The following is a 22,049-nucleotide window of genomic DNA, read 5'->3' as shown; positions in this document are numbered from 1 at the left end:
CACGCACACCGACCCAGCGTGCCTACTTCCCCCGCGCAGCCATCCGTGCCTTACGCGCAGCCAGCTTCTCGTCGAACTTGGCGGCCTCGGTGTCGAGCCCGTTCATGTACAGGCCGAGCTCTTCCTGCGCCTTGAGACCCTCGGGGCCGAGCCCGTCGATGTCCAGGACCTTCAGGTAGCGAAGGACGGGCTGGATCACGTCGTCGTGGTGGATCCGCATGTTGTAGATCTCGCCGATCGCCATCTGCGCGGCGGCCCGCTCGAAGCCGGGCATGCCGTGTCCGGGCATCCGGAAGTTGACGACGACGTCGCGCACGGACTGCATGGTCAGGTCGGGGGCGATCTCGAAGGCCGCGCCCAGGAGGTTGCGGTAGAAGACCATGTGCAGGTTCTCGTCGGTGGCGATGCGCGCCAGCATGCGGTCGCAGACCGGGTCGCCCGACTGGTGGCCGGTGTTGCGGTGCGAGACGCGGGTCGCGAGCTCCTGGAAGGCCACGTACGCGACCGAGTGCAGCATCGAGTGCCGGTTGTCGGACTCGAAGCCCTCGGCCATGTGCGCCATGCGGAACTGCTCGAGCTTGTCCGGGTCCACGGCACGCGAGGCCAGGAGGTAGTCGCGCATCACGATGCCGTGGCGGCCCTCCTCGGCGGTCCAGCGGTGCACCCAGGTGCCCCAGGCGCCGTCACGGCCGAAGAGGGTGGCGATCTCGTGGTGGTAGCTGGGGAGGTTGTCCTCGGTCAGGAGGTTGACGACCAGGGCGACCTTGCCGATGTCGGTGACCTTGGACTGCTCGGGCTCCCAGGCCTCGCCGTCCTCGAAGTAGCCGGGGAAGTTCCGGGCGTCCGAGAACGGGACGTACTCGTGCGGCATCCAGTCCTTGGCCACCTTCAGGTGGCGGTTGAGCTCCTTCTCGACCACTTCTTCCAGGGCGAACAGCAACCGGGCGTCGGTCCAGTCGTCCGTGCTGCCGAGGTGGGGAGAGGTGATCGTCACGGGGGCTCCAGGGGGGACGGGAGATTTTTCGGATAACGGGCTACAGGGGGTTACCAGGTCGCACGAGCGGGTGCTACCTACCTACGGTGTCGTAGGTTACGTTGCCGTAGGTTAAGCCCTCCGTAAAGTGCCTGAGAAAGCGGGGCCCACCGGCCCCGATCGCCACATCCGCCCCAGCACTGGTCAGGCGTACAGCTCGCGGAGCCGCACTGAGAGGCATGTCACACAGCCTTCGAGCTTCTCGAACTCGCTGATGTCCACCACGACGGGTTCGAACCCGAGATCCGTGAACAGCTCCGCGCTCTTCGGTGCGCTCGCCGCCATCAGCAGCTTCGAACCGCCGAGCAGCACCACGTGCGCCCCCGACTCCTCCGGCACGGGCAGGAAGCGCGGGAAGAGCGAGGGGGTGTCCACCAGCGGCGGGTGCCCGACGACCGTGCCGTCGGGCAGCGCCGTCACGGCCGACTTCAAGTGCAGGACCTTGCTGACGGGTACGGCGACGACCCGCGCCCCGAGCGGCTCGAAGGCCGCCCGCAGCTGCCGTACGCCCGCGGCGTTCGTGCGCCCGCCGCGCCCGACGTAGATCGTGTCGCCGATCTTGAGGATGTCGCCGCCGTCGAGCGTCCCCGGCTCCCACACCCAGTTCACCGAGGCGCCGAGCCGGGCCACCGCCTCCTCGACCCCGGCCGTCTCGCCGCGCCGCGACTCGGCGCCGGGCCTGGCGATCAGCGCCACATTGCGGAAGACCACGACCGCGTCCTCGACGAAGACCGCGTCCGGGCAGTCGTCGGCGGGCTCCACCTCGAGCGTCTCCCAGCCGTGCGCCCGCAGCGCTTCGGCGTAGGCCTCCCACTGCTCAAGGGCGAGGTCCGCATCGACCGGTGTCCGTTCGATGTGGGTGACCAGGCCTTCGGCGAGGCGCGGGCTGGGGCGGCGGATCAGCGCTTTCTTGCTGGGCACGGGGCGTTCTCCGTAGTGCGGCGGCGGGGGCGGCAGGACCGGCGGGATGCCGGGCCGGGGTGTTGCCGCACATCATGCAGCGCGCGATGGCTCCAGGCCCAGGTCTCGCCGCAGATGGGCGGCGGTGAACGACCCTTCCGCGCCGATCAGCTGCCGCGGTGTCCCCTCGAAGACGACACGGCCGCCGTGCTTGCCGCCGTCCGGGCCGAGGTCGATCACCCAGTCCGCGTGTTTGACGACCTCCAGGTTGTGCTCGACGACGAGCACCGTGTTCCCCGCGTCGACGAGCCGGTCCAGGAGGGCGAGCAGCCCGCCCACGTCCGCCATGTGAAGGCCGGTCGTCGGCTCGTCGAGGACGTAGGTCGTGCCGGTGCGGTGCAGCTGTGTCGCCAGCTTGATGCGCTGCCGCTCGCCGCCCGAGAGCGTGCTCAGGGGCTGCCCGAGCGTCAGGTAGGTGAGCCCCACGTCCCGCAGGGCGCGAAGCCGGCGGCGTACCGCCATGTCGTCGACGGCGGCGAGAAAGTCGAGCGCGCGCTCGGCCGTCATCTCCAGGACGTCGACGATGGAACAGCCGTCCACGGTGAGCCGCAGCACCTCCTCCTTGAAGCGCCGCCCCTCGCACGCCTCGCAGGTCGTGGTCACCGGATCCATGAACGCCAGATCGCTGTAGATGATCCCGCGCCCCTGGCAACTCTCGCAGGCGCCACGGGAGTTGAAGCTGAAGAGCCCCGCCTCCTGGCCGGTCTTGCGGGCGAACAGCTTGCGCAGCGAGTCCATGATGCCGAGATACGTCGCCGGGGTCGACCGGCCCGAGATGCCGATGCTCGACTGGTCGACGACCACGGCATCCGGATGCTCGTCGACGAACGCCCGCGACACGAGGGTGCTCTTGCCCGAGCCCGCGACACCCGTCACCGCCGTGAGCACCCCGGTCGGCACGCGCACGCTGACGTCCTTGAGATTGTGCAGGTCGGCGCCCTTGATCCAGCGTCCGCCGACCGCCTCGCGCGGGCTCTCCTTGACGCCCGTGGAGCGCCGCAGGAACCGGCCGGTGAGGGTGTCCGCGTGCCGCAGCTCGTCCGGTGTCCCCTCGAAGACGACCAGGCCGCCTCCGGTGCCCGCGTCAGGACCCATGTCGACGACGTGGTCGGCGACGGCGATCACGTCCGGGTCGTGCTCGACGACCAGGACGGTGTTCCCCTTGTCGCGAAGCCGCAGCAGCAGATCGTTGAGGCGGCCCACGTCGCGCGGGTGCAGGCCGACACTGGGTTCGTCGAAGATGTACGTCATGCCGGTGAGGCTTGAGCCGAGGTGCCGCACCATCTTCAGGCGCTGCCCCTCGCCGCCGGAGAGCGTGGACGTCTCACGCCCGAGGCTGAGATAGCCGAGACCGATCGCCTCTATCCGCTCCAGGGCGGTCACGGCCGCGCTCGCGATGGGGCCCGCCACCGGGTCGTCGATCCGCTCCAGGGCGGCGATGAGGTCGGTGACCTCCATGCGCGAGCAGTCGGCGATGCTCAGGCCGTCGATCCGCGACGCGAGCGCCGCCGCGTTGAGCCGCGCCCCGTGGCAGGCGTCGCACTCGCCCTCGACGAGGAAACGCTGCACCAGGTCACGGGTCTTCTGGGAGAGCGCGGAGAGGTCGCGGTTGAGGTAGAGCCGCTCGAAGCGGTCGGCGAGACCTTCGTACTCGATGTCCCGTGCGCCGCCTGTGTTGTTGACGTTGACCTTGCCGCCGTTCCCGCCGCCGCGCATCAGGAACTCCCGCTCGGCGGCGGTGAATTGCCCCACCGGCTTGTGTGTGTCCAGGTCGGGTGTGTTGGTGTACGTCTGACCCTGCCACGTCCCCACGGCGAACGGCGGGAAGAGGATCGCGCCGTCCGCGATGGACTTGGCGGGGTCCAGGATGCGCTCGTAGTCGGGCCGCACGGTCCTGCCCAGACCATGGCACTCGGGGCACATGCCCGAGGGGTCGTTGAACGAGTACGCCGTGGCAGGACCGGCGCTCGGTGTGCCGTGCCGCGAGAACAGCACGCGCATCACCGAGTAGATGTCCGTCATGGTGCCCACCGTCGAGCGGGAGTGGCCGCCGATCGGCTTCTGGTCGACGACGATCGCGGGCGAGAGATCCTCGATGGTCTCCGCGTGCGGCCGCTCGTACTTCGGCAGCCGGTTGCGGATGAACCAGGTGAAGGTCTCGTTCAGCTGGCGCTGTGACTCGACCGCGATCGTGTCGAAGACGACCGACGACTTTCCCGACCCCGAGACTCCGGTGAAGACGGTGAGCCGGCCCTTGGGGATGTGCAGGCTCACCTCCTTGAGGTTGTTCTCACGGGCTCCGGTGATGGTGATGTATTGCCGCATACACGCGAAGCTAGCCGGAATACCCGACAGCTTCTGTCGTGATTTCTTTCATTTCTCCGTCGAGGAGCAGCCAGCGTGTGATGCCGATCGACTCCAGGAACGGCACGTCGTGACTGGCCACGATCAGCGCTCCCTCGTACGACTCCAGGGCCGTGGCCAGCTGTTTCACGCTCGCCATGTCGAGGTTGTTCGTCGGCTCGTCGAGCATCAGGAGCTGCGGCGCGGGCTCCGCGAGCAGCAGCGCCGCCAGCGCGGCCCGGAATCGCTCGCCGCCCGACAGGGTCGCCGCCCGCTGGTCGGCCCGCGCCCCCTTGAACAGGAAGCGGGCGAGGCGCGCCCGGATCCGGTTGTTGGTGGCGTCGGGCGCGAACCGTGCCACGTTCTCGGCGACGGTCAGCTCCTCGTCGAGCACGTCGAGCCGCTGCGGCAGGAAGCGCATCGGGACGTGCGCCAGTGCCTCCCCTTCCTCGGCGGCCAGTTCCCCGGCGATCGTCCGCAGCAGGGTCGTCTTGCCCGCGCCGTTGCGGCCGACCAGCGCGACCCGCTCGGGGCCGCGCAGCTCGAACTGGCCTGCCACGCGCGCTCCGTAACGCAAGGTCAGCTCGCGCAGACTGAGCACGTCCCGGCCCGGCGGGACCGCGGTGAACGGCAGGTCGACGCGGATCTCGTCGTCGTCCCGCACCGCCTCCACGGCGTCGTCGAGCCGCTCCTTCGCCTCGGAGAGCTTCTCCTCGTGCATGATGCGGTGCTTGCCCGCGGACACCTGGGCCTGGCGTTTGCGCTCGCCCATGACGACCTTCGGCTCGCGCTTCTGGTCCCACATCTTCTGGCCGTACCGCTTGCGCCGGGCCAACTTGACCTGGGCGTCGGCCAGTTCGCGCTTCTGCTTCTTCAGGTCCGACTCGGCGACGCGCACCATGCGCTCCGCCGCTTCCTGTTCGGTGGCAAGGGCCTCCTCGTACGCGGTGAAATTGCCGCCGTACCACTTCACTTCGCCGTCCCTGAGGTCGGCGATCTGGTCGACCAGGTCGAGGAGTTCACGGTCGTGGCTGACCACGACGAGCACTCCGGACCAGGCCTCGACGGCCTCGTACAGGCGTCGACGGGCGTACAGATCAAGGTTGTTGGTGGGTTCGTCCAGGAGCAGCACGTCGGGCCGGCGCAGCAGCAGCGCGGCAAGGCGAAGGAGCACCGACTCGCCGCCCGACACCTCGCCGGTGGTGCGGTCGAGGCCGATGTGGCCGAGGCCCAGCTGGTCGAGGGTCGCGATCGCACGCTCCTCGACGTCCCAGTCGTCGCCGACCGCCGTGAAGTGCTCCTCGGCGACATCGCCCGCCTCGATGGCGTGCAGGGCCGCACGCGTCCCGGCGATGCCGAGTACGTCGTCGACGCGCAGTCCGGTGTCGAGGGTGACGTTCTGCGGCAGATAGCCGATGTCGCCCGCGACGCGGATGACGCCGTCGCCCGGCGTGAGCTCACCGGCGATCAGCTTCAACAGGGTTGATTTTCCAGAGCCGTTGACGCCGATGAGGCCGGTCCTGCCGGGGCCGAAGGCCACCTGGAGCCCGTCGAAGACTCCGGTGCCGTCAGGCCAGGTGAAGTCGAGCGACGTGCAGGTGATGGAGGTGGGGAAAGTAGACATACAGGCCTCGCGGTTGCGTGAGATGAAGCGCGGTCAAGGGCAACGCGTTTCGGGACACCGCGGGGTGCGACAGAGAGGCGGAGAGGGAGGCGTCAGTGCAGGGGCATGCAAAAGGGCCCTGCGCCGGGGACGGCTCGTACGCCGAGGTCGCACGCTACGCACACAGCCGAGCTGTGTGACGCGGTGACTCCAGACCTCAGACGAGCAACGTCCTTCTCCTATCGGCGACAACAGAACCGCTGTACAACGTACGAGGACACCGGTCCGCTGTCAACGGATTATGAATCACGGCCGATGTACATGTCGGATTCTCGCCAGCCTCGGCCCCCGCACTACTGGTTGAGTGGCCCGCATGACGACGAATCTCCGTGACAGCGCCCTGAAGTTCCGCTCCCTGCACACCGCCGGACGGCCGCTCGTCCTGCCGAACGCGTGGGACGCGGCGAGTGCCCGCATCGTCGAGGCCGCGGGCGCCGCGGCCGTCGCCACCACCAGCGCGGGTGTCGCCTGGGACCTCGGGGCCGCGGACGGCGACCACCTCGGCAGGGACCGCGCGCTCGGCGCGGTCACCCGGATCGCGGCCGCGGTCGGCATGCCGGTGACCGCGGACATCGAAAGCGGCTACGCCAAGGACCTGGCGGGTGTCACCGACACGGTGCGCGCGGTGCTCGCGGCGGGCGCCGTGGGCGTGAACATCGAGGACGCCCTGTACGACGGTGACGCACCGCTGCGTCCGGTCACCGAGCAGGCGGAGCGCATCGCCGCGGTCCGTGCGGCGGCCGACGCCGCGGGCGTGCCGCTGTTCGTCAACGCGCGCATCGACACGTATCTGCGCGGCGTGGGGGCGCGTGTCGACCGCGTCGGCCTGACCCTGGAGCGGGCGGCCGCCTTCCTCGCCGCGGGAGCGGACGGGATCTTCGTGCCGGGGGCGGTCGATCCGGCGACGGTCAAGGTGCTCGTCGAGGGCGTGGCGGGGCCGCTCAATGTGATGGCGGGCCCGGGTGCGCCGTCGGTCGCGGAATTCGCCGGGCTCGGGGTCGCGCGGATCAGCGTGGGCGCCGGCATCGCGCAGGCCGCGCACGCCGTCGTGCGCAGGGCCGCGCGGGAGCTGCTCGCCGAGGGGACGTACGAGTCGCTCGCGGGCGGGCTCGACTACGGGGAGCTGAACACGCTGCTCGGCTCCTGAGGGTGGGGCGGCCGGGGCAGCGGCGTCAGCAGGCGTCCCGCATCAGTTCGGCGAGGTCCTGGTCCAGGTCGACGTGCAGATGCTCGTCGCCCGCGGGGACCAGGGCCATCGTGCGGTGCAGGAAGCGGCGCAGATCTCCGGAGCGGATGTGCACGATCGCGGTGCCCTCGGGGGCGTGGAACTCCAGGACGGTGCGGTCGAACCCGTAGGGCCGCACCCGGACGTCGCCGTCCCCCACCGCCCTCTCCGTGCCCTGGGCGAGGAGTTCGCGGGCGAAGGTCCAGTAGACCTCGACGCCCTCGAGGGTCGCCGGGGCGGGGAAGCTCATGTGGACGGCGAACGGGTCGCGCGGGTCGTAGTGGATCTTGGCGGGGATGGTCGGCATCCGCGGTGCGGCGGCTACCAGGCGGGCCTCTACGGCTTGCTCGATGCGGTTGGACAAGGCCTGCTCCCTCACTGACAGCTGGACGACTGGGGTCGGCACTGGGATAGACGTCGGAATGAAGGAATCCGTGCACGCAAACACCGAGTGACCTCGGTCACCGCCCTCTATTCACTCTTTTCACGGGATTCCCTGAAGGATCCGGGTGTTCCGGTGGCCCCGGCGGGACAGGGAGGCCATCTGGACGGGGCCGGGGGAGTGGGCTAGCTTCGCGCGCCATGAGGGGCATGGGGAATTCGAGGCGGACGGTGCGGGCGGGGCGGACAGTGCGGACGGTGCCGGCACGGTCATTGGGCCGCGTGATGTCGGTGGGACTGTGCGGGGCGGCGATCGTGGCGACGGTACTCGCGGCGCCCGGGCTCGCGCAGGCGGTTTCGACGGCTGACGCACAGGCACCGGCTCAGGCACCGGCTGACGCACAGGCACCGGCTCACGCACAGGCGTCGGCCGCGCAGCGCGGCGGCTGGGACGTGAAGGACAGCGGAACCGAAGCCCGCTTCCGCGGCCTCGCCGCCGTCAGCCGCGACACGGCCTGGGCGGCCGGTTCCAAGGGCACGGTCCTGCGCACCACGGACGGCGGCGCGAGCTGGCGCGACGTCTCCCCGCCCGGGGCGGCCGAGCTGGAGTTCCGCGACATCGAGGCGTTCGACGGCCGCCGCGCGGTGGTCCTCGCCATCGGCGAGGGCGAGGCATCGCGGGTCTTCCGCACCGCGGACGGCGGCGCGACCTGGATCGAGTCGTTCCGCAACACCGACCCCAAGGCCTTCTACGACTGCATGACCTTCTTCGACCGGCGCCACGGCCTCGCGATGAGCGACCCGGTCGACGGCAAGTACCGCATCCTGTCCACCCGCGACGGCGGCCGCTCCTGGAAGGTGCTGCCCACCGACGGGATGCCCGCCGCCCAGGAGGGCGAGGCGGGCTTCGCGGCCAGCGGTCAGTGCCTGGTGAGTTCGGGCCACCGCGACGTGTGGCTGGCCACCGGCGGCGCGCCGCGCGCGCGTGTCCTGCACTCCGCCGACCGCGGCCGCACCTGGAAGGCCACCGACGCACCGATCCCCGCGGGCGATCCGGCCCGCGGCGTCTTCGGTCTCGCCTTCCGCGACCGTACGCACGGCATCGCGGTCGGCGGCGACTACCGCGCCAACCAGCCCTCTCCGAAGGCGGCGGCCACGACGGGCGACGGCGGCCGCACCTGGACCCCGTCCGCGCAGCCCCCGCCCGCCTACCGCTCGGGCGTCACCTGGCTGCCGGGGAGCCGCACCACGGCCCTGGCCGTCGGCCCGACCGGCACCGACGTCACCGCCGACGGCGGGCGCAACTGGCGGACCGTCGACACGGGGTCGTACGACACGGTGGACTGCGCCCGGGACCGGGCCTGTTGGGCGTCCGGCGAGAAGGGCCGGATCGCTCGCTGGGAGCGGGACCAGAAGCCCGACGCGGGGCGGAACTAGGGCAACTGCTCCCGGTACGGGGCGAGTTCCGGGGCGGTCTTCGTCGCGATGAACTCCGTGATCCGGTACTCGCAGACCTCCGCGACGACGAAGGGGTCGCTCGCCGCGATCTTCTCGATCGTCGCGCGGTCATCGGCGACGGCGAGGATCACGCCGCCGTCGCGCGGGTTCTTGCGCCCGGAGGCGATGAAGACGCCCTGGGCGTACAGCTGGTCGAGCCAGGTGATGTGGGCTTCCATCTCCTTGTCGACGGCGGAGACGGGCGCGGTGTAGGTCAACTCGAGAACGAACATGATCGCGAGGCTACCGCTGTGAGCCGCAATACGTAGTCCCTGCTGGGCTGTTCGCTTTCTTCCGAATGCGTAGCAAGTGTTAACGAATCACTGGCGTGCGCAGCGGAACCGGCTCGACGCGATGCGTAGTCGACTCATATGCTGACCGCTCCTCCGGCCGCTCCCGTGGGTTGACCACAGGGCGAGCGGCGGGCCCATTTCTGCCGGGAGTTCACTTTGCTGCACAAGAAGACCGCCCTTCGCTTTGCCGCGCCCGTGGCCGTTCTGGCCCTCGCGCTGACCGCCTGCGGGGGCGGCGACGACGAGAAGTCCTCGTCGGGCAAGTCGAAGGACAAGCCGGCCGCGGCCGACAAGGCCAAGGCGACCCCGGAGTCGGGCGGCGAGCTCGGCACCGGCGAGAGCGCCACCGGCAAGGTGAAGGAGGGCGACGCCCCCGTCACGTACGAGATCACCGCGCAGAAGGTCGACGTGGGCACGGAGGCCGACACCAAGAAGCTGGTGGGCGACCCCAAGAAGGCCAAGGGCCTGGTCCCCGCCATCGCCCATGTGAAGTTCACGCACAAGTCGGGCGCGGCCCTCAAGGAGACCCCGGACGCCAACGACGAAACCAGGATCTTCGCGGACGGCCGGCCCGGAACGCTCCTCATCGGCGCCTCGGAGGACGCTCCGGGCTGCGAGGACGCCTACTCCCTCAAGGGCTGGAAGCAGGGTGAGAGCCACGTCCTGTGCGAGACCTACCTGGTTCCCAAGGACGCCAAGGACCTCGAGGTCCAGTGGTCGGAGGAGGACGGCGAGCCGTTCATCTGGAAGTTCGCCGCTACGAAGTGAGCTGACACCGGACGGTCGGCACGCGCCCGCGGGCGCGTGCCGACCGTCCGGGCGTCGGGGCCGGTGCAGCCGCGGGAAACTACGCTGGCCGCACCATGACTACCTACGCCACACCCGCGCCCACCCCCGCCGACTGGCCCACCGACGAGGCGTCCGCCCGCGCCGTCCAGGACGGACTGCGCCCCCGTGTAGTCCTCGACGAAGCGGGCCCGCCGCCCGGCACCGGGCACATCACGGGAGTTGACGTCGCCTACGACGACGAGCGGGACGTCGTGGCCGCCGCGCTCGTCGTCCTGGACGGGGCGACGCTCGACGTGGTCGAGGAGGCGACCGCGGTCGGCCGTGTGGCCTTCCCGTACGTGCCCGGACTCCTCGCCTTCCGCGAGATCCCCACCGTCCTCGCGGCCCTCGGCGACCTCAAGACCGCCCCCGGCCTCCTCGTCTGCGACGGCTACGGCATCGCGCACCCCCGCCGCTTCGGCCTCGCCAGCCACCTCGGTGTCCTCACGGGCCTGCCCACCATCGGCGTCGCCAAGAACCCCTTCACGTTCTCGTACGAAGACCCGGACGCACCCCGCGGCAGCGCGGCGCCCCTGCTCGACGGCACGGACGAGATCGGCCGTGCCCTGCGCACCCGCGAGGGCGTCAAGCCGGTCTTCGTCTCCGTCGGCCACCGGGTGAGCCTGGACAACGCCTGCGCGCACACCCTGCGCCTGACGCCGCGCTACCGGCTCCCGGAGTCGACCCGGCGGGCGGACGCGCTGTGCCGCAAGGCGCTGCGGGAGGCCACCGCGGGCTGAGCGGGCGGCGCGCCACGGTGCGGCGCGCCACGGTGCGGCGCGCCACGGTGCGGCGGCCACCCGGAACGCGCTACAGGACAGCCGCCACCCGGAACGTGAGGCCCGCCGCCGTGAGCCGCGACGTCAGCGCCTCACCCATGGCGACCGCGGTGGTCACCTGCCCGGCCACCGCGGGCAGGTCGTCGTCGAGCGCCAGGCACAGCGCACCCTCGCCCAGGATCTTCGCCGTCTCGTCGTAGCCGGGGTCACCGCCGGAGACCTCGGTGAACACCCGCTTCCCGCCGCCCTCGCCGACGAACCGCACGGAGAACCAGCTCTTCGCCCGCCGCTCGGCGCTGGGCCCCTCACCCGGCTTCACCCGGTTGGACAACCACCGCCGTGCGGGCGGCAGTTGCGCGGCCGCCACCAGAGCGCCGACGGCCGCCACGCCGCCCACCGCGAACGGCAGCGTCTTCACCGCCGCGTAGTGGCGGTAGCGGAAGTCGGGACCGTACCGTTCGAGCGCCCGCGCCGAGCGCTGCACCACCTGCGCGTCGATCGTCGGCAGCGGCAGGGCCCACGCGCCGACCTCACCGGCGTACCGGGGAGCGCTCGTCGGTGCGTACGCCTTGCGGCCCACCAGGCGCGGCTCGTGGCGCCTGCGGTCCCGCGCGGCCGACATCATCTGCGGACCCCGCGTGAACTGGTTGAGCGCGGAGGCGAACGTGCCCCCGGAGAACGTGGCGTTGGCGCGTACGAAGCCGTCGACGCGCAGCGGCACTCCCTCGGGCAGCTGCCGCACCGTGAAGTAGGCACCCAGGTCGTGCGGGACCGAGTCGAAGCCGCAGGCGTGCACCAGGCGGGCGCCGGTCTCCCGCGCGCGGGCGTCGTGCCGCACGTACATCAGGTCGACGAACTCCGGCTCTCCGGTGAGGTCCAGATAGTCCGTGCCCGCGTCCGCGCACGCGGCGACGAGTTCCTGGCCGTACGTGATGTACGGGCCGACGGTCGTGGCCACCACGCGTGCGTGGGCGGCCAGTTCGCGCAGCGCGGCGGGGTCGGCCACGTCCGCGTGGAGGAGAGGAAGTTCGGCGCAGGCCGGGTGCGTGCCGGCCAGGCGTTCCCGCAGCCGCTCCAGCTTCCCCTTGTCGCGCCCCGCGAGCGCCCAGCGCAGCCCCTCGGGTGCGTGCGCGGCGAGATACTCCGCGGTGAGCGCGCCCACGAAACCCGTGGCTCCGAAGAGCACGATGTCGTACGTGCGGTCCTTCGAGTCGTCCTTCGTACGTTCCTTGCCGTTCTGACTGGTCATGGCACCTCTCCGCCGTGCACCCCGCGCCGTTGTCGGTGGCTGAGGCTAGCGTGAGTTCCGGGACGACGTACCAGGAGGTAACCATGACCGTCGCGAAGAGCGGGCCTTCGAAGGGCGCCCTGACCAAGTGGGCGCGCGTGCGGGACTTCGCGCTGGGCCTGCCGGGCGCCACCGAGGACTTCCCGTGGGGCGAGACCGTCGCCAAGGTCAACAAGAAGGTGTTCGTCTTCCTCGGTATGGACGACGGCAGCTATCCCCTCGGCATCACCGTCAAGCTCAAGGAGGAGGAGCAGCACGCGCACGCCCTCACCGCACCGGGCGCCGAGCCCGCCGGGTACGGCCTGGGCAAGGCGGGCTGGGTGAGCATCCCCCTGGAGGAGAAGGGCGCGCCATCGGCCGCGCTGCTCTGCGACTGGGTGGAGGAGAGCTATCGCGTGATCGCCACGAATAAGCTCGTCGCGGAGCTGGACGACCGCGCCCGATGAGCCCCACCCAATGAGCCCCACCCAATGAGCCCCGGAGCACCCCCGCGCGTCACACCCCGGGAGCCGCCCGCACGGTGATCCCGTTCCGCTCGAACAGCGCGGCCGTCACGCCGTCGCCCGCCACCAGCTCGCCGCCGAACGACCCGTCGTGGACCAGGCCTCGACCGCACGACGGGCTGCGCGGCATCAGCAGCGCCTCGGTGCAGCCGTGGGCCCGCGCCGCGGCGAGCGCGCGCCGCGCGCCCGCCACGAACTCCGCCGTCACATCACGTCCCGTGTCCTCGACCACCCGAGCCGTCCCGTCGAGCACGTCGTGACCGTCCCCTCCGATGAGCTCGGCAGGGCGGCGCGGGGTCGGCAGGCCGCCGGCCGCCTCCGGGCAGAAGGACACGACCTCACGTCCCGCGACCGCCACGTCGATTTCCGGTGACGCCTTGTCGCGGCCGTCGAACCGGCAGGGCACCCCGCGTAGACACGCGCTGACCAGTACGGAATCCATGGCCCCAGGTTAGGCGCCGCACGGATGGTCCGCGGCCTGTCCGCGGAATTGTCTAAGCGCTTGCTTGCTAGGGTCTTGTGCAGAGTGGAACACGTTCTTAGCATCACTGGTGTTACATCAGTTGTGTCACAGAGCTGGGGGCTCAATGGCAGTGCCGGACAAGGGCGTTCACGGTCCACTCGCCGGAGTGCGCGTGGTGGAGCTCGCGGGCATCGGGCCCGGGCCGTTCGCGGCCATGCTCCTGGCCGACCTCGGCGCCGATGTCGTACGTGTCGACCGGCCGGGCGGCGGCTCTCTCGCGGTCAATCCCGAGTACGACATCACCAACCGCAACAAACGCTCCGTGATCATCGACCTGAAGGCGGCGGACGGCGCGGACCGCGTACTCGACCTGGTCGAGCGCGCCGACGTCCTCATCGAGGGCTACCGTCCCGGCGTCGCCGAGCGCCTGGGCGTCGGGCCCGCCGACTGCCACGCCCGCAACCCGAGGCTCGTCTACGGCCGGATGACCGGCTGGGGGCAGGAGGGCCCGCTCGCCCAGCGTGCCGGGCACGACATCGCGTACATCGCGATCACCGGCACCCTCGGCATGATCGGCGCTCCCGACGAGCCGCCCACCGTCCCGGCGAACCTCGTCGGCGACTACGCGGGCGGCTCGCTCTACCTGGTCGTCGGCATCCTCGCCGCGCTCAACCACGCGCGCGTGCACGGCACCGGGCAGGTCGTGGACGCCGCGATCGTCGACGGCACCGCGCATCTCACTTCGATGATCCACGGCATGCTCGCAGCCGGCGGCTGGCAGGACCGGCGGGGCGCCAACCTCCTGGACGGCGGCTGCCCGTTCTACGGCAACTACGAGACCGCGGACGGCGGCTACATGGCCGTCGGTGCGCTGGAGCAGCAGTTCTACGACGAGTTCACCGCGCTGCTCGGACTGACGGACGAGGCGCCGCCGCGCAAGGACATCGCGCGCTGGGCCGAGCTGCGGGAGGCCGTCGCGGCCCGCTTCAAGGCGCGTACGCGCGACGAGTGGACGGCCGTCTTCGAGGGCTCCGACGCGTGCGTGGCGCCGGTGCTCTCCCTGCGCGAAGCCCCCGGTCACCCCCATCTCGCCGCCCGCGGGACCTTCGTGGACCACGGCGGTATCACCCAGCCCGCCCCCGCGCCCCGCTTCTCGGCGACCCCGACGGACATCCGCCGCGGCCCCGCCGAGCCCGGCGCCGACACCGCGGACGTGGCCCGCGACTGGGACGTACCTGCGCTCGCCCCGACCGACGCACCGACGAAGGAAGCCGACTGATGCAGCTCTCCACACCGCTCGCCTACGAGGGCGACGCGCGGCAGGCCGCCGACGACGTGGCCGCCCTGGAGTCCGCGGGTCTGGACGCCGTCTGGGTCGCCGAGGCGTACGGCTTCGACTCGCCCACCATCATGGGCTACCTGGCCGCACGCACCGAGCGCATGCGGATCGGCGCCGCCATCCTCAACGTCTACTCGCGCACCCCGGCCCTCATCGCCCAGACGGCCGCGGGACTCGACGCGATCTCCGGCGGCCGCGCGATCATCGGGCTCGGCGCATCGGGCCCGCAGGTCGTCGAGGGCTGGCACGGCAGGCCCTACGACAAGCCGCTCGCCCGCACCCGTGAGGCGGTCGAGCTGACCCGCCGCATCCTGCGCCGCGAGGTGATCGACCACCACGGCGTCACGGACATGCCGCTGCCCCCGGAGAAGGGCGGCAAGCTGGGCAAGCCGCTGAAGATCCTCACCAAGCCGGTGCGCTCCGAAGTGCCGCTGTACATCGCGTCCCTGGGCCCGGCGAACGTCCGGATGACCGCCGAGATCGCCGACGGCTGGCTGCCCACCCTGTTCATCCCGGAAAAGGCCCACCAGGTGTGGGGCGCCGCGCTCGCCGAGGGCAAGGAGAAGCGCGATCCGGCGCTCGGACCCTTGCAGACGGTCGCCGGCGGGCTGCTCGCCATCGGTGAGGACGCGGCCGCCGCACGGGATCTGGCGCGCCCCAAAATCGCCCTCTACGTAGGCGGCATGGGCGCCCCGGGGAAGAACTTCTACAACGACGTCGCGGTCGCGTACGGCTACGAGCGGGAGGCCGCGCGCATCCAGGAGCTGTACCTGTCGGGCCGCAAGAAGGAAGCCGAGGCGGCGGTCCCCGACGAGTTCTGCGAGCTCATGTCGCTGTGCGGTCCCGCCGGTTACGTACGCGAGCGTGTCGAGGCCTTCCGTGAGGCGGGCGTCACGATGCTCAACGTCATTCCCGTCGGCCCCGAGCCGGCCAAGTCGATCGAGACCGTCAAGGGCTGGCTCTAGGAGGCCATAGGTGAAGCGTCAGATCTTCTCCGCCGAACACGAAGCGTTCCGCGAGACCGTCCGCACGTTCCTGGCCAAGGAGGTGCTGCCCCACTACGAGGAGTGGGAGAAGGACGGCATCGTCAGCCGTGACGCGTGGCGGGCGGCGGGCAAGCAGGGGCTCCTCGGGCTCGCCGTGCCCGAGGAGTACGGCGGCGGCGGGAACGCCGACTTCCGCTACAGCGCGGTCCTAGCCGAGGAGTTCACGCGCGCGGGCGCGCCCGGACTCGCGATCGGCCTGCACAACGACATCATCGGCCCGTACCTGACCTCGCTGGCCACCGACGAGCAGAAGCGGCGCTGGCTGCCCGGCTTCTGCACCGGCGAGATCATCACGGCCATCGCGATGACCGAGCCGGGCGCGGGCTCCGACCTCCAGGGCATCCGCACCACCGCCACCGACGAGGGCGACCACTGGCTGCTCAACGGCTCCAAGACCTTCATCTCGAACGGCATCATCGCCGACCTCGTGATCGTCGTCGCCAAGACCTCCCCGGAGGGCGGCGCGAAAGGCCTGTCCCTCCTTGTCGTCGAGCGCGGCACGGAGGGCTTCGAGCGCGGCCGCAACCTCGACAAGATCGGCCAGAAGTCCCAGGACACCGCCGAGTTGTTCTTCAACGACGTACGCGTCCCCAAGGAGAACCTCCTCGGCGAGCTCGACGGCGCCTTCATCCACCTGATGACGAACCTCGCGCAGGAGCGCATGGGCATCGCCGTCGCGGGGATCGCCGCCGCCGAGTACCTCCTGGAGATCACCACGACGTACGTCAAGGAGCGCGAGGCCTTCGGGCGCCCGCTCTCCAAGCTCCAGCACATCCGCTTCGAGATCGCCGAGATGGCGACCGAGTGCGCGGTCACCCGTACGTTCCTCGACCGCTGCATCGTCGATCACTCGAACGGGGAACTCGACGCCGTGCACGCCTCGATGGCCAAGTGGTGGGCCACCGAACTGCAGAAGCGGGTCGCCGACCGCTGCCTCCAACTGCACGGCGGATACGGCTACATGACCGAGTACCGCGTCGCCAAGGCCTTCACCGACGGCCGCATCCAGACGATCTACGGAGGTACGACCGAGATCATGAAGGAGATCATCGGCCGCTCCCTGCTCGCCTGAGCACCGTCCGAGCCGACTGCCCCGGCTGCCCCTCACCCTCACCCTCAAGTTCCATGCGAAAGGCTTCCGTCTTGACCACCGAAGCGTACGTATACGACGCGATCCGCACCCCGCGCGGACGCGGCAAGGCCAATGGCGCCCTGCACGGCACCAAGCCGATCGACCTCGTCGTCGGCCTCATCCACGAGATCCGTGCCCGGTTCCCCGACCTGGACCCGGCGGCCGTCGACGACATCGTCCTCGGCGTCGTGGGCCCCGTCGGTGACCAGGGCTCCGACATCGCGCGCATCGCGGCCATCGCCGCCGGTCTTCCCGACACCGTCGCGGGCGTCCAGGAGAACCGCTTCTGCGCCTCGGGTCTGGAAGCGGTCAACATGGCCGCGATGAAGGTGCGTTCGGGCTGGGAGGACCTCGTCCTCGCGGGCGGTGTCGAGTCGATGTCGCGCGTTCCGATGGCCTCGGACGGCGGCGCCTGGTTCGCCGACCCGATGACCAACTACGAGACGGGCTTCGTGCCGCAGGGTATCGGCGCCGACCTGATCGCCACCGTCGAGGGCTACACGCGGCGTGACGTCGACGAGTACGCGGCCCTGTCCCAGGAGCGCGCCGCTGCCGCCTGGAAGGACAACCGCTTCGAGCGGTCCGTCGTGCCGGTGAAGGACCGCAGCGGTCTGGTCGTCCTCGGCCACGACGAGCACATGCGGCCCGGCACCACCGCCGACTCGCTCGCCAAGCTGAAGCCGTCCTTCAAGGACATCGGCGACCTCGGCGGCTTCGACGCCGTCGCGCTGCAGAAGTACCACTGGGTCGAGAAGATCGACCACGTCCACCACGCGGGCAACTCCTCCGGCATCGTGGACGGCGCGGCGCTCGTCGCCGTGGGCACCAAGGAGGTCGGGGAGCGCTACGGACTCACGCCGCGCGCCCGGATCGTCTCCGCGGCCGTCTCCGGTTCCGAGCCGACCATCATGCTCACGGGTCCCGCCCCGGCCGCGCGCAAGGCGCTCGCCAAGGCGGGTCTGACCATCGACGACATCGACCTCGTCGAGATCAACGAGGCCTTCGCGGCGGTGGTGCTCCGCTTCGTGAAGGACATGGGTCTTTCGCTGGACAAGGTGAACGTCAACGGCGGTGCGATTGCGTTGGGGCATCCCTTGGGCGCGACCGGGGCGATGATCTTGGGCACGCTGGTGGATGAGCTGGAGCGCAGGGACCTCCGGTACGGGTTGGCCACGTTGTGCGTCGGCGGCGGCATGGGTATCGCGACGATCGTGGAACGGGTCTAGCGCCGCTGGGGCTGGGGGCCGTCGCCGACCGCGGGTGCGTCGTGGTTGCTCGCGCAGTTCCCCGCGCCCCTGAAGGCATGCGGCTTCGCCGCCGCCTTCCCCGATACGCGCCCCTGAAATGGCGCACGCAGTGCGCATTTCAGGGGCGCGGGGAACTGCGCGACCAGCCCCCACCGGCGTCAAGTCGGCAACGAGACAGCACCGCCCTCCCCGGACCCCGCCACTGCCAAGCGCCCACCGCAACAGACTTCACGGAGACACGGACATGACCGAAAGCACCACCATCCGCTGGGAACAGGACGACACCGGCGTCGTCACCCTCGTCCTCGACGACCCCAACCAGTCCGCGAACACCATGAACCAGGCGTTCAAGGACTCCATCGCGGCCATCGCCGACCGCGCGGAGGCCGAGAAGGACTCCATCCGCGGCATCATCTACACCTCCGCGAAGAAGACTTTCTTCGCGGGCGGTGACCTGAAGGACATGATGCAGGTCGGCCCCGAGAACGCCCAGGCGGCGTTCGAGACGGGCACCGCCATCAAGGGCTCCCTGCGCCGCATCGAGACCCTGGGCAAGCCGGTCGTCGCCGCGATCAACGGCGCCGCCCTGGGCGGCGGTTACGAGATCGCCCTTGCCAGCCACCACCGCGTCGCGCTCGACGCGCCCGGCTCCAAGATCGGCCTGCCCGAGGTCACCCTCGGACTGCTTCCGGCGGGCGGCGGCGTGGCCCGGACCGTGCGCCTGATGGGCATCGCGGACGCGCTCCTGAAGGTGCTGCTCCAGGGCACCCAGTACAACCCGAAGCGCGCCCTGGAGAACGGCCTCATCCACGAAGTGGCCGCCACCCGCGAGGAGATGCTCGAGAAGGCCCGCGTCTTCATCGACGCCAACCCCGAGTCGCAGCAGCCCTGGGACAAGCCGGGATACAAGATCCCCGGCGGCACCCCGGCCAACCCGAAGTTCGCCGCGAACCTGCCCGCCTTCCCCGCCAACCTCAAGAAGCAGACGAACGGCGCCCCCTACCCGGCCCCGCGCAACATCCTCGCGGCCGCCGTCGAGGGCTCGCAGGTCGACTTCGAGACCGCGCTGACCATCGAGGCCCGGTACTTCACCGAGCTGGTCACCGGGCAGACCGCCAAGAACATGATCCAGGCGTTCTTCTTCGACCTCCAGGCCGTCAACTCCGGCGCCAACCGCCCCAAGGGCATCGAGCCCAGGAAGGTCCGCAAGGCGGCCGTCCTGGGCGCCGGAATGATGGGCGCGGGCATCGCCTACTCCTGCGCCCGCGCGGGCATCGAGGTCGTCCTCAAGGACGTGTCCGCCGAAGCCGCCGCCAAGGGCAAGGCGTACTCCGAGAAGCTGTGCGCCAAGGCGGTGCAGCGGGGACGCACGACCCAGGAGAAGGCCGACGCGCTGCTCGCCCGCATCACGCCGACCGCCGACCCGCAGGACCTCGCGGGCTGCGACGCCGTGATCGAGGCCGTCTTCGAGGACACCGCGCTCAAGCACAAGGTGTTCCAGGAGATCCAGGATGTCATCGAGCCGGACGCGCTGCTGTGCTCCAACACCTCGACGCTGCCCATCACCCAGCTCGCCGATGGCGTCACGCGGCCCGTCGACTTCATCGGCCTGCACTTCTTCTCGCCCGTCGACAAGATGCCGCTCGTCGAGATCATCAAGGGCGAGCGGACCGGGGACGAGGCGCTGGCCCGCGCCTTCGACCTCGTACGCCAGATCAACAAGACGCCGATCGTCGTCAACGACTCGCGGGGCTTCTTCACTTCGCGCGTGATCGGGCACTTCATCAACGAAGGCGTCGCGATGATCGGCGAGGGCATCGAGCCCGCGTCCATCGAGCAGGCCGCTGCCCAGGCGGGCTACCCGGCGAAGGTCCTCTCCCTGATGGACGAGCTGACCCTCACCCTGCCGCGCAAGATCCGCAACGAGACGAAGCGCGCCGTCGAGGAGGCCGGCGGCACCTGGGCCGGGCACCCGTCGGACTCCGTCATCGACCGCATGGTCGACGAGTTCGAGCGCCCCGGCCGCAGCGGGGGAGCGGGCTTCTACGAGTACGTGGACGGCAAGCGCGCCGGTCTCTGGCCGGGCCTGCGCGAGCACTTCGCCAAGCCGGGGGCCGGGATCCCGTTCGCGGACATGCAGGAGCGGATGCTCTTCTCCGAGGCGCTCGACACCGTGCGTCTTCTTGAAGAGGGCGTCCTGACGTCCGTCGCCGACGCCAACATCGGCTCCATCTTCGGCATCGGCTTCCCCGGCTGGACGGGTGGCGTGCTCCAGTACATCAACGGCTACGAAGGTGGCCTGCCCGGATTCGTGGCACGCGCACGTGAGTTGGCCGACCGCTACGGGGAGCGGTTCGCGCCGCCCGCGCTGCTTGTCGAGAAGGCGGAGCAGGGCGAGCAGTTCAGCGACGCCTGACTCGGTCATCTCCCGGGGTTTCGCCCTCAAGGGGGCGGAACCCCGGGCCCCGGTTCCGGCGTCGTATCCTGCCGTAGAGCATGATCACGACAAACGGAGGATGGCCGCTGTGCGGTTGACAACTGGGGGAACGACGCGAGCAGTGGGCGTCGGAGTGCTGGTCCTTTCGCTCGCCCTGACGGGCTGCGGAGGCAAGAAGAAGAACAAGAAGCACAAGTCGGGTTCGGGTTCGTCGCACAGCCGCACCATCGGCGGCGCGACGGGCGGCGGATCCGCGGGCAAGGGAGCCGGTTCGCTGAGCGGCGCCCAGGACGCGAAGGCGATCCTGCCGCCCCTCGACACCATGCCCGCCGCCCTGCGCACCGTCTCGACGAAGCCGTACAGCGCCGCCAAGAAGCCGTCGGTGTGCAAGGACCCGAGCGGCAAGTGCAAGGGCGCCGTCGCCAACGGCCAGGTCGGCTATCGCACCAGCGACAAGGCCGAGAGCGCCAGTTACGACCTGATCGTGTACAAGAACGGGACGGCCGCCGAGCGCGCCTTCCACGCCTGGAAGAGCTACGCGGAGAACAACCACCGCGAGCTCAAGGTCCTCGACGGGCCGCCGCAGGGCAACGCGAGCATCACCTACGGGTACACGAACCCCGCGATGAAGACCTCACAGCGGATCGTGATCCTCCAGGGCAAGTTCGTCGCCACGCTCGACATCCGGGACAACTCCGGTCAGGCGAACACGCGGAAGGACCTCGACGCCCTCGCCGAGGTCTACGCCACGCGGATGCTGCAGGTCACGCAGGACGAGACGCCGACCGCCACCGCGGCCAACGTCAAGGTGTAGCCAAGGAGTTCGCGGGAGTGGCTCAGCTCTCCTTGAGCCACTCCCGCAGCTCCTCCTTGAGGGAGCGCTGGAACGCGGTCACCAGGGCCTGCACCACCATCGGCTGCATATGGGCCGACAGGGACCGCATCGCCGCCACGTGCTCCGGGTCCGACTCCCGCTCCCGGTAGGGCCCCCAGACCTCGTCGCGGAAGAGCCGGGACAGTTCGTGGGCGGCCGAGCGGGTGTGCTCCATCAGGACCGTGCGCGCCGCGAGGATCGTCTCGTGCGCGATCGGTACGTCGAGCAGCTGCACGCCGAGCCGCAGCAGCCCCGGATCGACGCGGTACGTCCCCTGCGGCTCGGCCCGTGCGACGACACCCATCGCCGCCAGCCGCTCCAGATCCCCGTCGTCAAGCGACCGGCCCGCCCTGCGCTCCAGCTCGGCGCGGTCGATCTCCTCGGGCGAGTCGGGCGCCCAAGAGGCCACCACGGCACGGTGGATGGCGAGATCGTGGGCGCTCAGATCGGGCGGCAGCTGCTCCAGGTACCGCTCGATCGCGGCCAGGGTCATGCCCTGGTGCTGCAACTCCTCGATGAGCGCGAGCCGCGACAGATGGTCCTGGCCGTAGTGGCCGACGCGGCGCGGGCCGATCACCGGCGGCGGCAGCAGGCCCTTGGTGCTGTAGAAGCGGATCGTGCGGACGGTGACGCCCGCGCGCGCGGCCAGTTCGTCGACCGTGAGCGTCGGCTCGTCGGTGTCCGACGTCGTCGTCATCGTCATGGCAGCGCATCGCCT

The 22,049-nt window shown here is 70.5% G+C and carries 20 protein-coding genes; 11 read left to right on the top strand and 9 right to left on the bottom strand.

The window, feature by feature from the left end:
• Positions 1-22: 22 nt before the first annotated feature.
• The 4 genes from AB0O76_RS22380 to AB0O76_RS22365 all read right to left on the bottom strand — a co-directional run bounded on the left by AB0O76_RS22380 (position 23) and on the right by AB0O76_RS22365 (position 5,960).
• Entirely contained in the window at positions 23-994 is a 972-nt protein-coding gene (locus AB0O76_RS22380; RefSeq protein ID WP_135333005.1) for an acyl-ACP desaturase, read from the bottom strand.
• Positions 995-1,177: 183 nt separating this feature from the next.
• A complete protein-coding gene (gene ddaH, locus AB0O76_RS22375; RefSeq protein WP_365493945.1) occupies positions 1,178-1,954 on the bottom strand; it encodes a dimethylargininase in 777 nt (258 codons plus the stop codon).
• Positions 1,955-2,026: 72 nt separating this feature from the next.
• Complete coding sequence (locus AB0O76_RS22370) at positions 2,027-4,318, bottom strand: excinuclease ABC subunit UvrA (protein WP_365493943.1); 2,292 nt, start codon at positions 4,316-4,318, stop codon at positions 2,027-2,029.
• Positions 4,319-4,328: 10 nt separating this feature from the next.
• The gene (locus tag AB0O76_RS22365) at positions 4,329-5,960 is read right to left on the bottom strand and encodes an ABC-F family ATP-binding cassette domain-containing protein (RefSeq protein WP_365493940.1); all 1,632 of its coding nucleotides are present in this window, start codon (positions 5,958-5,960) and stop codon (positions 4,329-4,331) included.
• Between the two features lie 352 nt (positions 5,961-6,312).
• On the opposite strand from AB0O76_RS22365, the gene AB0O76_RS22360 reads away from it, so the two are divergent.
• Positions 6,313-7,146, top strand: a complete 834-nt coding sequence (locus AB0O76_RS22360) for an isocitrate lyase/phosphoenolpyruvate mutase family protein (protein WP_365493937.1) — start codon at positions 6,313-6,315, stop codon at positions 7,144-7,146.
• A gap of 25 nt (positions 7,147-7,171) precedes the next feature.
• Here AB0O76_RS22360 and AB0O76_RS22355 read toward each other — a convergent pair whose 3' ends face one another.
• A complete protein-coding gene (locus AB0O76_RS22355) occupies positions 7,172-7,588 on the bottom strand; it encodes an SsgA family sporulation/cell division regulator (RefSeq protein ID WP_365493934.1) in 417 nt (138 codons plus the stop codon).
• A gap of 302 nt (positions 7,589-7,890) precedes the next feature.
• Between AB0O76_RS22355 and AB0O76_RS22350 the strand changes: the two genes are divergently transcribed.
• A complete protein-coding gene (locus AB0O76_RS22350) occupies positions 7,891-9,042 on the top strand; it encodes an oxidoreductase (protein WP_365494423.1) in 1,152 nt (383 codons plus the stop codon).
• Here AB0O76_RS22350 and AB0O76_RS22345 read toward each other — a convergent pair.
• Positions 9,039-9,335 carry a YciI family protein gene (locus AB0O76_RS22345; protein ID WP_365493931.1) on the bottom strand — a complete coding sequence of 99 codons (297 nt, stop codon included), beginning with the start codon at positions 9,333-9,335 and terminating at the stop codon, positions 9,039-9,041. The two genes, AB0O76_RS22350 and AB0O76_RS22345, sit on opposite strands and share 4 nt — an antisense overlap.
• Before the next feature lie 216 nt (positions 9,336-9,551).
• Between AB0O76_RS22345 and AB0O76_RS22340 the strand changes: the two genes are divergently transcribed.
• Both AB0O76_RS22340 and AB0O76_RS22335 read left to right on the top strand, forming a co-directional pair.
• Positions 9,552-10,163 (top strand): hypothetical protein, encoded by a 612-nt coding sequence (locus tag AB0O76_RS22340; protein ID WP_365493928.1) that lies wholly within the window; start codon positions 9,552-9,554, stop codon positions 10,161-10,163.
• 95 nt (positions 10,164-10,258) lie between these two features.
• Positions 10,259-10,963: an endonuclease V gene (locus AB0O76_RS22335; RefSeq protein ID WP_365493925.1), complete on the top strand. Its 705-nt coding sequence runs from the start codon at positions 10,259-10,261 to the stop codon at positions 10,961-10,963.
• A 70-nt stretch (positions 10,964-11,033) separates the two neighbouring features.
• On the opposite strand, the gene AB0O76_RS22330 is transcribed toward AB0O76_RS22335, so the two are convergent.
• Positions 11,034-12,251: a saccharopine dehydrogenase NADP-binding domain-containing protein gene (locus AB0O76_RS22330; protein WP_365493922.1), complete on the bottom strand. Its 1,218-nt coding sequence runs from the start codon at positions 12,249-12,251 to the stop codon at positions 11,034-11,036.
• An 83-nt stretch (positions 12,252-12,334) separates the two neighbouring features.
• On the opposite strand from AB0O76_RS22330, the gene AB0O76_RS22325 reads away from it, so the two are divergent.
• Positions 12,335-12,736, top strand: coding sequence for an MmcQ/YjbR family DNA-binding protein (locus AB0O76_RS22325; protein WP_365493919.1), 402 nt, complete (start codon positions 12,335-12,337; stop codon positions 12,734-12,736).
• Positions 12,737-12,785: 49 nt separating this feature from the next.
• On the opposite strand, the gene AB0O76_RS22320 is transcribed toward AB0O76_RS22325, so the two are convergent.
• The gene (locus AB0O76_RS22320) at positions 12,786-13,235 is read right to left on the bottom strand and encodes a DUF523 domain-containing protein (RefSeq protein ID WP_365493916.1); all 450 of its coding nucleotides are present in this window, start codon (positions 13,233-13,235) and stop codon (positions 12,786-12,788) included.
• 145 nt (positions 13,236-13,380) lie between these two features.
• Here AB0O76_RS22320 and AB0O76_RS22315 point away from each other — a divergent pair, with 145 nt between their 5' ends.
• The 6 genes from AB0O76_RS22315 to AB0O76_RS22290 all read left to right on the top strand — a co-directional run bounded on the left by AB0O76_RS22315 (position 13,381) and on the right by AB0O76_RS22290 (position 21,271).
• Positions 13,381-14,535, top strand: coding sequence for a CaiB/BaiF CoA-transferase family protein (locus AB0O76_RS22315; protein ID WP_365493913.1), 1,155 nt, complete (start codon positions 13,381-13,383; stop codon positions 14,533-14,535).
• The gene (locus tag AB0O76_RS22310; RefSeq protein WP_365493911.1) at positions 14,535-15,560 is read left to right on the top strand and encodes an LLM class F420-dependent oxidoreductase; all 1,026 of its coding nucleotides are present in this window, start codon (positions 14,535-14,537) and stop codon (positions 15,558-15,560) included. Before AB0O76_RS22315 ends, AB0O76_RS22310 begins: the two co-directional genes overlap by 1 nt.
• 10 nt (positions 15,561-15,570) lie before the next feature.
• Entirely contained in the window at positions 15,571-16,713 is a 1,143-nt protein-coding gene (locus AB0O76_RS22305) for an acyl-CoA dehydrogenase family protein (protein WP_365493908.1), read from the top strand.
• Between the two features lie 71 nt (positions 16,714-16,784).
• Entirely contained in the window at positions 16,785-17,999 is a 1,215-nt protein-coding gene (locus tag AB0O76_RS22300; RefSeq protein ID WP_365493905.1) for an acetyl-CoA C-acetyltransferase, read from the top strand.
• Between the two features lie 265 nt (positions 18,000-18,264).
• Positions 18,265-20,436, top strand: a complete 2,172-nt coding sequence (locus AB0O76_RS22295) for a 3-hydroxyacyl-CoA dehydrogenase NAD-binding domain-containing protein (RefSeq protein WP_365493902.1) — start codon at positions 18,265-18,267, stop codon at positions 20,434-20,436.
• 142 nt (positions 20,437-20,578) lie between these two features.
• Positions 20,579-21,271: a hypothetical protein gene (locus AB0O76_RS22290; RefSeq protein ID WP_365493900.1), complete on the top strand. Its 693-nt coding sequence runs from the start codon at positions 20,579-20,581 to the stop codon at positions 21,269-21,271.
• Positions 21,272-21,293: 22 nt separating this feature from the next.
• On the opposite strand, the gene AB0O76_RS22285 is transcribed toward AB0O76_RS22290, so the two are convergent.
• Entirely contained in the window at positions 21,294-22,028 is a 735-nt protein-coding gene (locus AB0O76_RS22285) for a MerR family transcriptional regulator (RefSeq protein WP_365494420.1), read from the bottom strand.
• Between the last annotated feature and the right edge of the window lie 21 nt (positions 22,029-22,049).

The sequence above is a fragment of the Streptomyces sp. NPDC086554 genome (assembly GCF_040686095.1).
Lineage (GTDB): Bacteria > Actinomycetota > Actinomycetes > Streptomycetales > Streptomycetaceae > Streptomyces.
This window is presented reverse-complemented; position numbering and strand designations above follow the sequence as displayed.

Coding starts and splice junctions, on each gene's coding strand:
- AB0O76_RS22370 (WP_365493943.1), bottom strand. CDS start 4,318: ATGCGGCAATACATCACCATCACCGGAGCCCGTGAGAACAACCTCAAG.
- AB0O76_RS22365 (WP_365493940.1), bottom strand. CDS start 5,960: ATGTCTACTTTCCCCACCTCCATCACCTGCACGTCGCTCGACTTCACC.
- AB0O76_RS22360 (WP_365493937.1), top strand. CDS start 6,313: ATGACGACGAATCTCCGTGACAGCGCCCTGAAGTTCCGCTCCCTGCAC.
- AB0O76_RS22350 (WP_365494423.1), top strand. CDS start 7,891: ATGTCGGTGGGACTGTGCGGGGCGGCGATCGTGGCGACGGTACTCGCG.
- AB0O76_RS22345 (WP_365493931.1), bottom strand. CDS start 9,335: ATGTTCGTTCTCGAGTTGACCTACACCGCGCCCGTCTCCGCCGTCGAC.
- AB0O76_RS22335 (WP_365493925.1), top strand. CDS start 10,259: ATGACTACCTACGCCACACCCGCGCCCACCCCCGCCGACTGGCCCACC.
- AB0O76_RS22330 (WP_365493922.1), bottom strand. CDS start 12,251: ATGACCAGTCAGAACGGCAAGGAACGTACGAAGGACGACTCGAAGGAC.
- AB0O76_RS22325 (WP_365493919.1), top strand. CDS start 12,335: ATGACCGTCGCGAAGAGCGGGCCTTCGAAGGGCGCCCTGACCAAGTGG.
- AB0O76_RS22320 (WP_365493916.1), bottom strand. CDS start 13,235: ATGGATTCCGTACTGGTCAGCGCGTGTCTACGCGGGGTGCCCTGCCGG.
- AB0O76_RS22315 (WP_365493913.1), top strand. CDS start 13,381: ATGGCAGTGCCGGACAAGGGCGTTCACGGTCCACTCGCCGGAGTGCGC.
- AB0O76_RS22310 (WP_365493911.1), top strand. CDS start 14,535: ATGCAGCTCTCCACACCGCTCGCCTACGAGGGCGACGCGCGGCAGGCC.
- AB0O76_RS22295 (WP_365493902.1), top strand. CDS start 18,265: ATGACCGAAAGCACCACCATCCGCTGGGAACAGGACGACACCGGCGTC.
- AB0O76_RS22285 (WP_365494420.1), bottom strand. CDS start 22,028: ATGACGACGACGTCGGACACCGACGAGCCGACGCTCACGGTCGACGAA.